Genomic DNA, 15,831 nt, shown 5'->3' with positions numbered 1-15,831 from the left:
CGTTGCGAAAGAAGCAATCGCGACAGGGCAATCCGTTCGAGAACTTTGTGTGAAAAATGGTGTACTGTCACAAGAAGACTTAGAGTTAATTCTAGATCCATTCGAAATGACACACCCAGGGATTGCAGGAGCAACTCTTTTAGAGAAAAATTAAAAGAAGAGGGGGGACAAGTCCCTCCTCTTTGTTTACAATATAGGGATTTTATATGTGAATAGAGGTAGGGAGATTATAAGTAAGTAACAGTGGCGTTTAATAGTTCATAGAAACAAAATTAAGAGGAGCAGCAATATAATCAACATCACTTTTAAATAAAGAGGATTTATTAAAACATCTTATCATGTTAACAACAAGTTTACATGAATCTTTATAAAAAACTATGACCAACCATGAATCAATAGTTGGCCATAATAATCTCAAAGACCAATATCTTTTAATCCAGGACTATGCTCATTTGGCATTTCAGGAAGTTCTGGTACAGGAAAACCTTTTGGCGGGTCCGTTACTGCTAATGTTCCTTTGTTTCTACTTGGTGATTCACCTTGGAATATTTCTCCCATTCTTGTTGGATCTAAGCTAAAATTAAATTGTGCGTTATGGAATCCCATGTCTACATACTTTCTGCACTCTGGGTATTTATTAATATCATAGTTCGGCACAGGGAAGAGTTTCCCCCATTCAACACCCAATGTCTCTAAAGCTTTTGCGAAAGCATTTTGATGTGCATTATCACGTACAATTAAAAATGCAAGTGTTTCTCTAAAAGTTTGATTGGAACTCATTTCATAAATTCTAGTTTTTTGAAGTACACCTGTAGATTCAAGTACTACGTTATCTAATAAATCGCTAATTAAATTCCCATGGCTATATACCCAAGATCCATTCCATGGGTTGCCAGCTGCATCAACGGGCAATGAACTTTGAGCACCTACAATAAAGTGATGAGGATTGGCATGTTTAACCGCTTCATCAAGTGGTGCCGTGTCAACACCTGCATTTCCTGGTGTAGGTTCACCAGATCCAGTTAATAGTTGATTAATTGTATGTTGTACAAGTTCTACATGGCTTATTTCTTCTAAAAAAACACCTCGAAGTAAATCACGATATTGCTTCTCTTTCCCTCTAAAATTTGAGCTTTGGAAGAAGTATTGCATCATTGTACGCATTTCGCCATAATGCCCACCTAATATTTCTTGTAAAACTTTTGCGGCAGCTGGATCTGGCTTGTCCGGCTTGATAATATTAATCAGTTCTTCTTTATAATAAAACATGAAGTACACCTCTTTTAAGTTAGTTAACATTGTTATCGTGTCCGCTATTTGGTTACTTAATACTTTAATTCATGTTTTTACCAATTATTTATTGCCTCAAAATGCAAAGTTTTTGAAAATAACTATTTTAGATGTGAGATGAAAATAGGGGATAGATACTTAGCATTTAATAAAAAAAGATAAGATTACGAAATGTAATCTTATCTTTAAGGCTTCAGAATGACTTTTATACAGTCGTCTTCACGATTATTAAAAATTTGATAACCGTAGCTCGCTTCTTCAAGGGGGATTTTGTGTGTAATAATCTCTTTTGGATCAAATTCTTTATTTGTTATTTTTTCAAATAGTTCCGGCATAAAATGAATGACAGGTGCTTGTCCCATTTTAAGATTAATATTTCTAACCCAAAATGCCCCGAGTGGAAATGCATTATAATTGCCACCATAAACGCCGGTCATTTGAACCGTTCCATATTTCCTTACGGCTTTCGTAGCGATTTGAATAGGGCCGAGAGTTCCGCCTTGTAGTTTCAATTTTTGTTCCAGAAATTCTAGAGGCGATTTTTTTCCATCCATTCCCACGCAATCAATGACTACATCGGCACCGCCATGTGTAATTTCCTTTAAATGTTCTCCCATATCTGGAAATTTTGTAAACTCAAATACCTCAACATTGTTAATCTTTTTTGCATAATTCATCCGATAATCTAAGTAATCCACTGCAATTACACGTTTAGCACCTTGCATCCAAGCGAATTTTTGTGTCATTAATCCAACAGGTCCACAACCAAGGACGATAACAGTATCACCTGGCTTAACGCCTGCGTTTATTACACTCCAATAGGCTGTTGGTAAAACATCTGATAGAAATAGTAGGGATTCATCTTCAAGTTCGCATGATTCCGGTATAACAAATGGAGTAAAATTACCAAATGGAACTTTTAAATATTCTGCTTGTCCTCCTGGATGATTACCAAATTTCTCTGTATAACCAAAGTATCCACCAGAATCGTAATGAGGGTTTGAGTTATCACATTGACTTTCCATTTCATGTTGGCAATAGAAACAATGTCCACAAGAAACGTTGAAGGGGATGACAACACGATCGCCTTTTTTCACTTTAGTGACATCTGGCCCGACTTCTTCAACGATTCCCATTGGTTCATGGCCGATAATGTATCCTTGAGGTAAGGGCATGTTGCCTTGATATAGATGTAAATCAGAACCGCAAATAGCGGTTGAAGTAATTTTTACAATAATATCATCTTTTTTCTCTAATTTTGCATCATCCACTTGTTTAACCTGTACTTGGTTTGGTCCTTGATAGGTTACAGCTTTCATCTCATATCTCCTTTTGAATTATGTCTCAAAACATAATTTTATTTAATCTCTTGGTGAAATAGAAATCTTTCTTTTATTTACTGAAGGGAATTAGAAAGTATATATAGTGTTGTTATGAAAGTATGTTATATCAGTTATTCTTTCTTATATGTTTTGCCCTACTTTAAGAAAAAAATCAATTTTTATTCATAATCTAATTTCCATAAAAAGGATAATTATTATTTCATAATTTGTAGCATATTAAAAACATCGGAGGTGAAACAATATGGGAAAAAATAATAGTGGAAGTCGTAATGAAGTATTAGTTCGAGGCGCTGAACAAGCTCTTGATCAAATGAAATATGAAATTGCACAAGAGTTTGGTGTACAACTTGGTGCAGATACAACAGCTCGTTCAAACGGATCTGTTGGTGGTGAAATTACAAAACGTTTAGTAGCAATGGCAGAACAACAACTTGGTGGTAGAGCTAACCGCTAAGTAAATTAGCTTAAAATATAGCAAATATGTAAATCAATTTCTTTTGTGTATTCATAAAAATAAAAAACCTTATATTAAACAGATTCTCACTCAAAGATTATTGATAATCTTCTTTCATAATCTTTGGGTATTTAATTTGTAAACTACTTTCCTAAACAATAAACACGCAGTGTTGGAAAGGTGTTTTCCATGCATAGTAGAAAATCTTTTGCAGGAAAAAGCATACTTAAAAATTTGATTTCAATATTGAAATCAATATTTATTATGATATTTTCGAAAGGTAGGAATTTAAAAATGGGTATATTAAGTGGAAATCCTCAAAATGAACCGTTACATTACGGAGAAGTATTTGATATTTGGAGTTATCTTCTTGCTGCACAAGGTGCAATCGCAAGCCATCAAGTATTTATGAATCACACAGGTGACGAAGATTTAAAGAAGTTTTTAGAAAGCTTAATTGAAAATGATATGAATTCGGAAATAGAAGAGTTAAAAACTCTTTTAAAGGTTAATGGAATAGCTTTACCACCTGCTCCGCCAGAACGACCAGTTGCATCTATTGAAGACATTCCTCCTGGAGCACGTATTAATGATGCAGAAATTGCAGCAGCGGTTTCTACAGGGTTAGCAGCTGGACTTGTGACATGTAGTCAAGTAATGGGAAAATGCCTTCGAGAAGATGTAGGTATGCTATTCGGACAATTTCATATGAAAAAAGCGCAGGCAGGTGTAACTCTGCTACGTTTAAGTAAGAAAAAGGGATGGGTAGTTCCACCTCCATTACATGTAAGAAATTCAGATCAAGCTTAATAAACAAAAATAAAAAAGTGGCGTTGGCCACTTTTTTATTTTTTAGATGTATCCTTAAGCTTGGATTTATTTATGGTGGAAGAATCTATATATTCATCTGACATTTCTATAGCATATTTATCATGATGAATATGATTGTGATTTCTTAATTCATTGTCGTTACGCAGTACTAGCCTCTTCATATAAATGTGGAAGAAAATTTCTGTTCCACCAATAATTAAAGCGGCTATAAATGAAGAAAGTCCAATATTACGAGTAACATCTAAATCAGTAAACAAGGATGTTAGTAACCAAATTCCAAAGAAGCTTAAGCCTAAATCTGCCATTGTAGCAATCATATTTCCGTATTTAGGTAAAATGAAGAGATCACCGATTAAATAGGCAGCTCCTGTAAGGAAAAGAGAAATTAGTAATACTCTAGGAATTGAAATGCCTTTAAAGATACTAAGTACGATAAGTAATACTGCAGTTATCGCTGTGTATTTAATTAATAAAGCAACAAAATGTTTCATCATTTTCCTCCATTGTGTAAAAGTATATGGAATACAATATTTCATTAAAAACGGGTTATGCTGTTAAATAGCTTAACCCGTTTTATGTTGTACTGGAGGCCTATTTATGATATCCCATGGCACGTAAGGTGTATTTCGTTCTCCTATACACGATTATTTTTAGTTTAAAGAGAATCAACTATACCTTTGAATTCACGGTCGTAATTACCAATTAATTAGCTATATATTTTAGCATGTAATTTAACATATTAAAGAAAGAAGGAGGTGAATGAACATGTCAAACAATAACAGTGGAAACAGCAATCAATTATTAGTACGTGGCGCTGAACAAGCTCTTGATCAAATGAAATATGAAATCGCTCAAGAATTTGGCGTACAACTTGGTGCAGATGCAACAGCTCGTGCAAACGGATCTGTTGGTGGTGAAATTACGAAACGTCTTGTATCATTAGCTGAGCAACAACTTGGCGGTGGCGTTACTCGCTAATTTTATATATGAAATGGATATAGAGGAGAGGCATGCCGTCTCTCCTTCCTCATACATTTTTTTAATAAATAAGCTTAGTAGCGTTACAATTTTTTTAACTTTATTTGTTTAATTTTTATACTCTCGAGGTTTTAAATACATAATTAATTTTTGTGAAATAAAAGATAAGAGGTTATATTTGATGCGAAAGGGGCAGAAAAAATGAAATATGAAGCGTTATTTACAGTTGAGATTTCTGTAGGAAGTGAAAGAGTAGCAAACCATAAAATAAAGGCTCATGATGTCGTTGATGTTGTTGAAAAGCTTGCTGAGAAGTACTTAAGTGATCATGAGGGGCATTCTCAAAATGAATAAAGGAGAATAGTGATATGACCTGTCATGATGTTGAGAACGAAACGAAAGAAAAAAAAGATTTAAAATGGTGGCAACTCTCACTTATTGGGATTGGCTGTACAATAGGGACCGGTTTCTTTTTAGGATCCAGTATAGGAATTAAAATAGGTGGTTCGTCAATTATTCTTATTCTTATTTTAACTGGATTTACTACTTATATTGTATTTGAAGCATTGGCAAAAATGGCTGTAGAAGATCCGCAAAAAGGATCTTTTCGCATTTATTCAAAAAAAGCTTTTGGAAATTGGGCGGGTTTTAGTCATGGATGGACATATTGGTGTTCTGAACTGCTTATTATGGGCAGCCAGTTAAGTGCGTTAGGAATCTTTTCACGCTACTGGTTTCCTAAAATACCGTTATGGATATTTGCTGCTATATATGGAGTAGCGGCTATATTAATTATTTTTATAGGGGTAAAAATATTCGAACGTTTAGAGAAATGGATGGCTATTATAAAAATCGCTGCTATTATAGGGTTTATTGTAATTGCTATTTTAGTTATTTTAGGATTTATAAAAGGTGGTTTATATAAAGCACAAATTCCGCGGAATTTTAAAGACTGGTTCCCAAATGGATTAAAAGGCACTTGGTCCTCTCTAATTTATGCATTTTATGCATTTGGAGGAATCGAAATTATGGGGTTAATGACAATAAGACTGAAAGACCCTAAAGATGCACAAAAATCAGGAAGAGTAATGTTAATGATTTTAACGATTATTTACGTAGTCTCTTTAGGGTTGGCAATTATGATGGTTCCATTAAACCAGTTTAATACGAAAGAAAGCCCTTTTGTAGTAGCATTACAAGACTATAATTTGCCGTATGTGCCATTTATTTTAAATGTAGTATTAATTTTAGCGGGTTTTTCAACATTAGTTGGTTCATTATTTGCAGTGACAAGTGTACTCATGAACTTAGCTGAAGAAGGTGATGCACCTGCAATGTTTGCTAAAAAAAACAAAAAAAACATCTCATTCCCAGCCCTAATTCTTATTATAATTGGACTTGGTGCCTCTATCCTTAGTGCTTTATTACTACCGAAAAATATATATGAATATGTAACAACTGCAGCTGGATTAATGTTGTTATATACATGGAGTCTCATTCTTCTTTCATTTTGGAGATTAATGAATCCAAAAGGTTGGATGCAGATAAAAAGCATTATTGGTCTTATAATGATTGCACTAGCTGTTAGTGGGACATTATTGCAAAAAACAACGCGTTTTGGTTTCCTAGTGAGTTTGTTGTTTTTAGGAATAGTTATTATTGTTACTATAATTGTTCATTTTGTCTCAAGGAAAAGGAATACAGCTATATGAAGAATCTATTTTTACACAATATGAGTAGTATGTAACAACTAAATAATAGAAGCTATTGAAAAATGATTTGGTAAGTTTGAAAACCAAAATATAATCCATAAATAATAAGTGATATTCCAGATATTACTGTTATAAGAGACAATATACGCGTATTTAAAATTTTACGAAATATACTAGAAGTACTTGCCATTGTAATATCCCAAATAAAAATACCTAAAATAGTACCAAAGCTATATAACAAAAGCTGCTCTTTATTATAGGAAGAAGCGGCTTTTGCTAATATAGAGCCGAAAATTCCAAGCCAAAATAGAATTGTCAATGGATTCGATAAAGACATAAAAAAACCAGAAAAAAAGCTTTTAATAATTGAATCATCATTTCTAGTATTACTAATACTAATTTGATTCGCATTTTTTAAACTTTCAATGCCTGTATAGATTAAAACAAAAGCTCCGAAAGACCATAAGAAAAGTTTTATAATATCTTTTTCGAGGAAATGAATTACACCTAAATAAATAAGTGCCATGTAGATAACATCTGCAAGTAAGGCTCCTATGCCAAGAATCCAAGCGTGAAAAAACCCACTCCTAATACCTTTTTCTAGCTGCGCAGCATTTATAGGTCCCATTGGAGCAGATAATGATAAACCTAAGAAAACATAGCTTAAAAATATGCCCACGTATAATATGCTCCTCCCACTAAATTTGATCTATATTAAATCTATTCAGTGGTTAAAGTTTGTACAACTAAATAATAAAAAACGGAGTGAATTACTTATTTTTATGAAAGTATTTTATGATTCGAGAAAATGGACACTTGGATGGGACGGTTTCATCATCACGTAAAAAATATTGCTGCCATTCATAATTATCTTTTTCACCATAATCTTTAAGAGAGGGATGAATAGGAGCTTTGTCATAAGCGGCTAGACGTTGGCGTATTAAGTTTTTTAGTTTTCGACTGCGTTTCTCAGAATTCATAACTCCCTGTAAAACCCATCTAGGTGTTAAAGCGAGCATCATACATGAAAAATGTCTACTTTGTCTATTAACATGGGCGGGTGTAGCGCAGTAAACGAAATATGATTCATTATGAAAGCAAAATTCCCAAGTATTCTCCATAGGGTCATTTGGAATGTGCGTAGGCCATTCCATCTCGTCCAAACAACTGGTTTTATTAAGTAGAGACCAATAAATATGTTCAAAATCTTCAACTGTAGTTTCTCGCAGTAAATCTATTGGTGTATGAATAAAAACAATAAGTGAGGCGTATTGACCTGTGTCTCTAGAACATTCAGTATATTCTTTAAGTAATGCAGCAAAACCCTCGCTAGTATTCGTATCTCTAGGATCACCAATGAACCCGTACCTGAGGTGATTTGCTGTAAAGCCGTGTTGAGCTGGTATACAAGGAAACAATTTATCTTTATCTGTCATTTTTAATTTAAAAGAACGGAAAGCTTCTTGTTGCCAATGTGGAAGGGTAATAATATTTTTTTGTAAAGAGTCTTTATCATAAAGTATAGTCATCTTTTTATCCCTCCTAAGTCATAATATATAACCTATTAATTATTTAAGAATAGGTGACTAACACGGCTAGAATAATTATTTTTTAATCTATAAAAATAAAATGATTTAATGAAAAATCCCCTTCAATGTAGTTACTTTAATAGTGGATCTTTAATAACGTATAAATTTAAGTAGCTATAAAATTTAAAAAATATAAAAGGAATATGTAGGTACAATGTTCACATTTATATTTTCTAACTAATATGGTTTATAACGAAACAAGAAAGGATGTATTATGATGGGGGTTTTCAAGGAAGAAAAAATTAAATTTATAGATTGTAAAGGCGAAGAAGTCATTTTGAAAATCAAAATTAAGGATATAAAAAAGTAGGGAAGAGGAATTAAGGATACTTTATTGTGATTAACATAGAAGGATGAAAAGTAATCATGAATTAGATTGAAATGAATTCAGTAGTATAGGCCCTTTTTGAATTTTTTTGCATAGTGTGGCATGAATGAATATTAAGGGGGAACATCTATGTCTTATCCTAATCAGCTAGCTTGGCATGAAACATTGGAGTTACATGAATTAGTAGCATTTCAAGCAAACGGTTTAATCAAATTAAAAAAATCAGTTAGGAATGTATCAGATCAAGCACTTCAATCGTTATATATTAAAGCTATAAATGTCATCCAAAACAACTTACAAGAGTTAGTACAATTTTATCCTTATGCTCCTGGATTTCAAGCGCAGCATCGTGATGACACTGGATTTTACGCCGGAGATTTACTTGGATTAGCAAAGACATCTGTTCGAAATTATGCAATTGCAATTACTGAAACTGCAACGCCCCGTCTTAGAGAAGTTTTAACCCGTCAAATAAATGGTGCTATACAATTACATGCGCAGGTTTTTAACTTTATGTACGAACGTGGTTACTATCCAGCTTACGATTTAAAACAACTATTAAAAAATGATGTTCAAAATGTGCAAAAGGCAATACAAATGCAATATTAAAATGAAGATATGGAAATTATCTTTAGAGGAAAACTATAGTTTATTTATAGGTCAATTAGTTAAGACTCAATGGTAATTTCCATTGTTAATAAATTGATTAAATGCTAAAAATATAGATTCATTCTAAAGTGTTAAAGAAATTGTACTAGCGCTATTTTAGAATAGTGAACCTCTTAAAGCTTTTTTAGTGAGTTTTAACCAAATATTAAATATGCTTGAGAATAAGTATTTATATGATACATCTAGTTGAATGTTATTTTCCTTTGGCACTAAGTATGTTTAGCACATTTTTCTTTTGGGAAAAATAATAATGTACATTAGTGGAAAGGATAGGATTTAATGGTTACCAAAACTGATAATACAAGCTATTTAACCTCTTCTGTTTATTTGACCCGTAATCTATGGTCAGGTATCTTGTTTGGGCTAGGGTTAGTAGCTTTTATAGATGAAACTATTTTTCATCAACTGCTGCATTGGCACCATTTTTATGATAAATCTACAACAGATATTGGACTCATTTCAGATGGTCTTTTTCATGCTTTTAGTTGGTTTGCAACGATTGGTTCCTTGTTTATGGTTGCTGATCTTCGTCGTAGAAATGCATTTTGGTTGAAAAGATGGTGGAGCGGATTAATGCTTGGTAGTGGTGGATTTCAATTATATGACGGTATAATTCAACATAAACTAATGAAAATACATCAGATTCGATACGTAGATAATGTTCTTATCTACGACGTAATATGGAACATAATTGCGACTGTAATGCTCTTAATTGGCATTCTGCTAGTTTTTCAGACAAGAACTGATGAAAGATTATTGAGAGGTAAAAGCTTAAATGAACAATAACCATCTTCATCATGAAATATGGAATGCACTGGATATTTTACTATTCGTATTCATTTTAATTATGTTAATAATTTATATAGTAGCCACGATTTTATCAAATCGCCATTACAAACGATGGCCGTTATATCGAAGTGTCTTCTGGATTTTAGGACTTATTTGTGTGGCAATAGCAGTTGTTGGGCCCTTAGCTCATCGTGCTCATAATGATTTCACAGTGCATATGCTTGTGCATTTACTCCTTGGGATGCTTGCTCCAATTTTTATAGCATTAGCCGCTCCAATGACTCTTTTTTTACGAACGCTCAATGTGAAAGCAGCACGACGTCTTTCAAGGATACTAAAGAGTAGGCCTCTACAACTTCTTACTCATCCAATCATCGCAACCTTGCTTAATTTAGGAGGACTATGGATTCTCTATACGACTAGCTTATACTCGATGATGCACGAAAGTATACTTCTTCATTTGTTCATACATTTCCACGTTTTTATTGCAGGATATCTGTTTACCACATCAATGATTTATGTTGATTTAATATCCCATAGGTATAGCTATATGTACCGATCAATTATTTTAATAATTGCATCAGCTGGTCATGGGATATTATCAAAATACATATATGCTCATCCGCCTACTGGTGTAGTTACTGAACAAGCTGAAATGGGAGGCGTGCTGATGTATTATGGCGGGGATTTCATTGATATTGTTCTTATTTTTATACTTTGTTTGCAATGGTCTAGGGGTAGCAGACAGAGAACAAAAGTTAATAATGTAGTAAGGTCATGAGATGTATCGGATTTTTTGAAACTAAAAACTTTGAAATAAAATTTAGTTAAATCGTATTATGGATTAAGTATGGTATGAACAAAATTTAAAAAAGTATGTTAAAAGTAAAAAGAGCAGTTATTTATTATGACTGCTCTTTTTTATGGTAAGAAGTACAACCTGGGTAAGAAGCAGGCTACACTACAGGTAGTGTTTGCGGAATATCGAGTTTTATTCAATAAGGATAGTTCCATTCTTAAAATAAAGATGTTGTCTAAAATTATTGTTTTTTACATATTTTAATATCCTTTGACGTTTTGATTTTGTGATACATTTTAGTTTTTTGTTTAATTTATGTTTTTATCTACATATTTTCCATAATCAGGTGTAGCAATTTTATCAAATTCTTGAGCGAGTGTATTGAGGCTTGTTGATAGCAATTCACCTGACATCGGTATCCCATGTCCAGTAACAGCGGTTAGAGGCTTTAACTTCTCTAGCTTAATAACTGACTCTTTAGCGGCTTTCCAGTCTGTTGTTAAATAACGAGGCGGACCGCTTATTTCCTGTTCCTGAGTAATTACCTTATATAGATATTCCTGCTTCACCGTAACAAAAGCGTCCCCAGCAATTAATGTTCGGTCTTTTTCTCGGAATAATGAAATATGACCTGGAGTGTGTCCTGGTGTATGAATCCATCTAAACTCTGGCATATGGGGAACAGTTCCATCTGTAGGAAGTACTTTTATGCTACTTCCTAAATCAATCGGTTCGTTAGGGAACAGAGGGGACATTTTCGCTACCATACCACCTTCAACTGTTGGATCTGGTTCAGGATAGCTTTGTTGTCCGGTCAGGAAAGGTATCTCCATTTGATGGGCATAGACGGGAACATCCCAATACTTAATGAGTTCAATTATTCCACCAACATGATCAAAATGCCCGTGAGTTAAAATAATTGCTTTTGGGCGGCTGTTTGTACCAAATCGATCCTCAGCGACAGAGATAATTTCATTTGCACATTTAGGCATTCCAGCATCAACTAAAACAAAATCATTGCTCTCGGGATTTCCAACAAAACAGATGTTGACGATTTGAATCGTGTAACAAAATAAATCAGGCAATACTTCGATGCCATGACCACTTTCAATTGAAGTTGCTGGAATAAACTTATAATCACTTCCATAATTCATCTCATTGTCCACTTTTTATCCCCCTTAATATATGTTAATACGACATTATAGTTCCCTAATTTCTCAAATCCATTTTGGAGGATCTGAGAAAAGAATGAGTGGGGGATTAAAAAAACAATAATTTACTCCTAGAATTAATGTGGAGACATATCAATTTATATAAAGTGCAAACAAAAAATATTGATTGTAAAGTCGTAGTTTCTACTATTATTTTGAGTTTAAGTGTATATCTTTTAAGAGGATATACCAAGTTCTTTTATTTTGATAATTACTTGAAACTTGAATAGGGAAAACATGATCAAGCCCCCATTCTAATTCGTTTATTTCATTTTCAAGTCCTGTTGGATAGAGTAAAAGAATCTTAAAATTATTTTTAACAATATTCGATAAAACGGTTTGTAATTCTAGTGCTTCAGTCAAGTTTCCGCCCCATCTAACAAATAAAATGGATTGTGAATGATGAATTTTTTCGTAAAAGTTATCAATTCTTCGATCTAATTTTTGTTTAAAATCATGGTATGTGATGAACCAATCTTCATTTGGAATAACAGGGAAATCATGATAAGATGTTACGTTATATTTTGTGTCTTTTATAATATGAGAAAAAACAGGTTGTATCACACCATCATTAAACACAATATTTTGTTCCGGCATTGCGTGCATGTTTTTTAAATCCATAAAGTCTATAAAATTATTTTTCAATAATGTATTGATAGAAGAAAGATTGGGTGATTCAAACCAATCTAGAGGACCTGAATATTTCCGCAGCCTATATTTTTTCAGATGAATAGCGGTATAACAATTTTCCCCTAAACTAATAACATCATCATAAATTCCTTGAAGCTTTTTCATTTCCAATACAATCATCCTTTTTTTGGGAAAATAGGAGAACTAATTCATTATAAATAATATATGTATGTATAAAACCTCCTGTGAAAAGGCTCACAGGAGGTTAAACTAAAGCGTATTTCGGGTTATATACTATTTGTCGAGGTAAGAATTGTGTGTGATAATTAATGGCGTTTTAGAAAAAAGGGGAAAAACAGAAGTACATTGAAGTTAGTTGTGAATAAATTATAATTTAAAATTGAGCGGAAATAAGGAGCCCCAGTTACTTCATTATGCAACTGGGGCATTTTTTAATCTCTTCCTAACTTAATTATATCATGTAAATCAAGTTCGAAATAGACTGTTTATTCGTATTTACTACTGCTACAATCAAGAACACATGAATAGTAAGGAGAGGTGCCAAATGAGTTCTTTCGTTCTCGGTTTTCAGGAAATAGAAAAAATGCAGCTTTCACTTGTTGGTGGAAAAGGATTGAATTTAGGGAAGTTATCCAATATTCAAGGGATACAAGTGCCAGAAGGATTTTGTGTTACAACGGTAGGGTATGAACAGGCCATCGGAAAAAATGAAGCATTTCAAACTTTGTTGAATCAATTAAAAATGCTAAAAATTGAGGAACGAGATCAAATTGGTGAAATTAGTAAGAAGATTAGAGAAGTCATTATGGCGGTGGAAATTCCAGTTGATGTAGTGGAATCAGTAGCTCATTATCTCTCACGTTTTGGAAATGAACATGCGTATGCCGTGCGTTCTAGTGCTACGGCTGAAGATTTACCGTATGCTTCGTTTGCTGGGCAACAAGATACGTATTTAAATATTATCGGAGAAAACGCAATTTTACAGCATGTAAAAAAGTGCTGGGCTTCTTTATTTACAGAGCGAGCAGTCATGTACCGTATGCAAAATGGTTTTGAACATAATCAAGTTTCTATATGTGTTGTTGTTCAAAAAATGGTTTTCCCGCAGGCTTCAGGAATTTTATTTACCGCTGATCCGATTACTTCTAACCGGAAGGTGTTATCAATCGATGCCAGTTTTGGACTTGGTGAGGCATTAGTATCGGGACTCGTCTCTGCCGATAATTATAAAGTAAAAGAAGGCGAAATCATCGATAAGATGATTGCAACTAAAAAATTAGCTATTTATGCTTTAAAAGAGGGCGGAACTGAGACGAAACAGAATAATCCGGTTCAGCAAAAAATTCAAACACTATCTGACCAACAAATATTACAGCTCGCACAGATTGGAAGGCAGATTGAAGCTTATTTTGGCTGTCCGCAAGATATTGAATGGTGTTTAGTTGATAATGCATTTTATATTGTCCAAAGTCGTCCGATAACAACTTTATATCCAATTCCGGAAGAAAATGATGAGGGAAACCATGTGTATATATCAGTTGGTCATCAACAAATGATGACCGATGCGATGAAACCATTAGGGTTATCCTTTTTCTTGTTAACGACTAATGCTCCTATGCGCAAAGCGGGGGGAAGGCTGTTTGTAGATGCTACGCAACAATTAGCTTTACCTGCTAGCAGAGCTTATTTAGTAAACACTTTAGGGAAGTCGGATCCACTCGTAAGAGATGCATTAACGACTATAATCGAGCGAGATCATTTTATTAAATTATTACCGAATGAAGAAAAAGAAAAGAGTGCTAGTAAAAGTAAGCCACCAGTAAGTTCGCAACCAGAAATCGAAATTGATTCAGCAATCGTTACAGATTTAATAAAGAATAGTGAAGCATCAATCGAAGAGTTAAAACGAAACATGCAAACGAAATCAGGGGTGGATGTACTTGATTTTATTTTAGAAGACATTCAGCAATTAAAGAAAGTATTATTTAACCCGCAAAGTATAGCGGTCATTATGGCAGGTATGAATGCTTCGGCTTGGATCAATGAAAAAATGGAGCAATGGCTAGGCGAAAAGAATGTAGCAGACGCGCTTTCTCAATCGGTACAAAATAATATTACGTCAGAAATGGGGCTAGCATTAATGGATGTTGCTGATGTGATTCGGCCGTATCCAGAAGTTATTGCGTATTTACAACATGTAGAAGAGGATAACTTTTTAGATGAACTTGTTCAGTATAACGGCGGAGAAAAAGCTCGAGATACAATCATTGCTTTTCTAAATAAATATGGAATGAGATGTAGCGGAGAAATCGACATTACGAAAACGCGCTGGAGTGAGAAGCCAACAACCATTATCCCAATGATATTAAATAATATAAGAGACTTTGAATATGGTGCGAGTAAGCGGAAGTTTGAAGAAGGACTGCAAGAAGCTTTAAAAAAAGAAGAAGAATTATTAGACCGATTGCAGCACTTGCCGGATAGTAAACAAAAAGTAGAAGAAACGAAGCGAATGATTCGTAATATCCGTAATTTTATTGGCTATCGTGAATATCCAAAATACGGTATGATTAATCGTTATTTCATATATAAGCAGGCGTTATTGAAAGAAGCTGAGCAACTTGTGCAGAGCGGTGTTATTCATGAAGTTGATGATATTTACTATTTAACTTTTGAAGAGCTTCACGAAGTTGTTCGCACGAAGAAACTAGATTACGAAATTATTCATAAACAAAAAAATGATTATAAATTATATGAAAAACTAACGCCTCCGCGTGTAATGACGTCTGATGGAGAAATCATTACAGGTAAATATAAACGTGAAAACCTTCCAGCTGACGCGATTGTAGGCCTGCCTGTTTCTTCAGGAGTGATTGAGGGAAGAGCTCGCGTTATTTTAAACATGGAAGAAGCGAATTTAGAAGAAGGAGATATATTAGTTACTGCGTTTACTGACCCTGGCTGGACACCATTATTTGTATCTATAAAAGGATTAGTCACTGAAGTCGGCGGGCTGATGACCCATGGAGCGGTTATCGCACGTGAATATGGATTACCAGCAGTTGTCGGGGTAGAGAATGCTACGAAATTAATAAAAGATGGGCAACGAATACGAGTACATGGAACAGAAGGGTATATTGAAGTGTTGTAATGAAATAAAAGATCATCCGCTATAAATAGTGGATGA

At 33.9% G+C, this 15,831-nt stretch carries 16 protein-coding genes and 1 pseudogene; 10 read left to right on the top strand and 7 right to left on the bottom strand.

The window, feature by feature from the left end:
* Positions 1-154: pseudogene (locus tag MR136_RS13120) on the top strand (aspartate ammonia-lyase); the annotation flags it as partial.
* Between the two features lie 260 nt (positions 155-414).
* On the opposite strand, the gene MR136_RS13115 reads toward MR136_RS13120, so the two are convergent.
* Both MR136_RS13115 and MR136_RS13110 read right to left on the bottom strand, forming a co-directional pair.
* The gene (locus MR136_RS13115) at positions 415-1,269 is read right to left on the bottom strand and encodes a manganese catalase family protein (RefSeq protein WP_000500357.1); all 855 of its coding nucleotides are present in this window, start codon (positions 1,267-1,269) and stop codon (positions 415-417) included.
* A 206-nt stretch (positions 1,270-1,475) separates the two neighbouring features.
* Positions 1,476-2,609: a zinc-dependent alcohol dehydrogenase gene (locus tag MR136_RS13110; RefSeq protein WP_000649085.1), complete on the bottom strand. Its 1,134-nt coding sequence runs from the start codon at positions 2,607-2,609 to the stop codon at positions 1,476-1,478.
* A 265-nt stretch (positions 2,610-2,874) separates the two neighbouring features.
* Between MR136_RS13110 and sasP the strand changes: the two genes are divergently transcribed.
* Together sasP and MR136_RS13100 are read left to right on the top strand one after the other, a co-directional pair.
* The gene (sasP, locus tag MR136_RS13105; RefSeq protein ID WP_000517671.1) at positions 2,875-3,087 is read left to right on the top strand and encodes a small acid-soluble spore protein, SasP family; all 213 of its coding nucleotides are present in this window, start codon (positions 2,875-2,877) and stop codon (positions 3,085-3,087) included.
* A gap of 294 nt (positions 3,088-3,381) precedes the next feature.
* Positions 3,382-3,897 carry a DUF3231 family protein gene (locus MR136_RS13100; RefSeq protein WP_000512129.1) on the top strand — a complete coding sequence of 172 codons (516 nt, stop codon included), beginning with the start codon at positions 3,382-3,384 and terminating at the stop codon, positions 3,895-3,897.
* Between the two features lie 35 nt (positions 3,898-3,932).
* Here the strand turns inward: MR136_RS13100 and MR136_RS13095 are convergent, their stop codons facing one another.
* Entirely contained in the window at positions 3,933-4,409 is a 477-nt protein-coding gene (locus MR136_RS13095; RefSeq protein WP_000680267.1) for a YndM family protein, read from the bottom strand.
* A gap of 274 nt (positions 4,410-4,683) precedes the next feature.
* On the opposite strand from MR136_RS13095, the gene MR136_RS13090 reads away from it, so the two are divergent.
* The 3 genes from MR136_RS13090 to MR136_RS13080 all read left to right on the top strand — a co-directional run bounded on the left by MR136_RS13090 (position 4,684) and on the right by MR136_RS13080 (position 6,608).
* The gene (locus tag MR136_RS13090; RefSeq protein ID WP_000069657.1) at positions 4,684-4,896 is read left to right on the top strand and encodes an alpha/beta-type small acid-soluble spore protein; all 213 of its coding nucleotides are present in this window, start codon (positions 4,684-4,686) and stop codon (positions 4,894-4,896) included.
* A gap of 201 nt (positions 4,897-5,097) precedes the next feature.
* Positions 5,098-5,250, top strand: a complete 153-nt coding sequence (locus tag MR136_RS13085) for a hypothetical protein (protein WP_000872953.1) — start codon at positions 5,098-5,100, stop codon at positions 5,248-5,250.
* A 14-nt stretch (positions 5,251-5,264) separates the two neighbouring features.
* Positions 5,265-6,608, top strand: coding sequence for an amino acid permease (locus MR136_RS13080; RefSeq protein ID WP_000128218.1), 1,344 nt, complete (start codon positions 5,265-5,267; stop codon positions 6,606-6,608).
* Between the two features lie 52 nt (positions 6,609-6,660).
* On the opposite strand, the gene MR136_RS13075 is transcribed toward MR136_RS13080, so the two are convergent.
* Positions 6,661-7,287 carry a LysE family transporter gene (locus MR136_RS13075; RefSeq protein WP_000510848.1) on the bottom strand — a complete coding sequence of 209 codons (627 nt, stop codon included), beginning with the start codon at positions 7,285-7,287 and terminating at the stop codon, positions 6,661-6,663.
* Between the two features lie 91 nt (positions 7,288-7,378).
* Complete coding sequence (locus tag MR136_RS13070) at positions 7,379-8,137, bottom strand: YqcI/YcgG family protein (protein WP_061457402.1); 759 nt, start codon at positions 8,135-8,137, stop codon at positions 7,379-7,381.
* 517 nt (positions 8,138-8,654) lie between these two features.
* On the opposite strand from MR136_RS13070, the gene cotF reads away from it, so the two are divergent.
* The 3 genes from cotF to MR136_RS13055 all read left to right on the top strand — a co-directional run bounded on the left by cotF (position 8,655) and on the right by MR136_RS13055 (position 10,764).
* The gene (gene cotF / locus MR136_RS13065; protein WP_000121390.1) at positions 8,655-9,134 is read left to right on the top strand and encodes a spore coat protein CotF; all 480 of its coding nucleotides are present in this window, start codon (positions 8,655-8,657) and stop codon (positions 9,132-9,134) included.
* A gap of 339 nt (positions 9,135-9,473) precedes the next feature.
* On the top strand, positions 9,474-9,980 hold the full coding sequence (locus MR136_RS13060; protein ID WP_000256787.1) for a DUF2243 domain-containing protein: 507 nt from the start codon (positions 9,474-9,476) through the stop codon (positions 9,978-9,980).
* The gene (locus MR136_RS13055; RefSeq protein WP_001063489.1) at positions 9,970-10,764 is read left to right on the top strand and encodes a cytochrome c oxidase assembly protein; all 795 of its coding nucleotides are present in this window, start codon (positions 9,970-9,972) and stop codon (positions 10,762-10,764) included. The genes MR136_RS13060 and MR136_RS13055 overlap by 11 nt, the downstream gene beginning before the upstream one ends.
* A 326-nt stretch (positions 10,765-11,090) precedes the next feature.
* Here the strand turns inward: MR136_RS13055 and MR136_RS13050 are convergent, their stop codons facing one another.
* Together MR136_RS13050 and MR136_RS13045 are read right to left on the bottom strand one after the other, a co-directional pair.
* Positions 11,091-11,948, bottom strand: coding sequence for an MBL fold metallo-hydrolase (locus MR136_RS13050; protein ID WP_000368273.1), 858 nt, complete (start codon positions 11,946-11,948; stop codon positions 11,091-11,093).
* A gap of 195 nt (positions 11,949-12,143) precedes the next feature.
* Complete coding sequence (locus MR136_RS13045) at positions 12,144-12,803, bottom strand: DUF1796 family putative cysteine peptidase (RefSeq protein ID WP_050552316.1); 660 nt, start codon at positions 12,801-12,803, stop codon at positions 12,144-12,146.
* Positions 12,804-13,188: 385 nt separating this feature from the next.
* Between MR136_RS13045 and ppsA the strand changes: the two genes are divergently transcribed.
* Positions 13,189-15,795, top strand: coding sequence for a phosphoenolpyruvate synthase (gene ppsA / locus MR136_RS13040; protein WP_078421488.1), 2,607 nt, complete (start codon positions 13,189-13,191; stop codon positions 15,793-15,795).
* The last annotated feature ends 36 nt before the right edge of the window (positions 15,796-15,831 follow it).

Source organism: Bacillus cereus group sp. BfR-BA-01311, from assembly GCF_022664295.1.
In the GTDB taxonomy this organism is placed as follows: domain Bacteria; phylum Bacillota; class Bacilli; order Bacillales; family Bacillaceae_G; genus Bacillus_A; species Bacillus_A cereus.
Note: the sequence above shows the minus strand (reverse complement) of the source record. Positions and strands in the feature narration are given on the sequence as shown.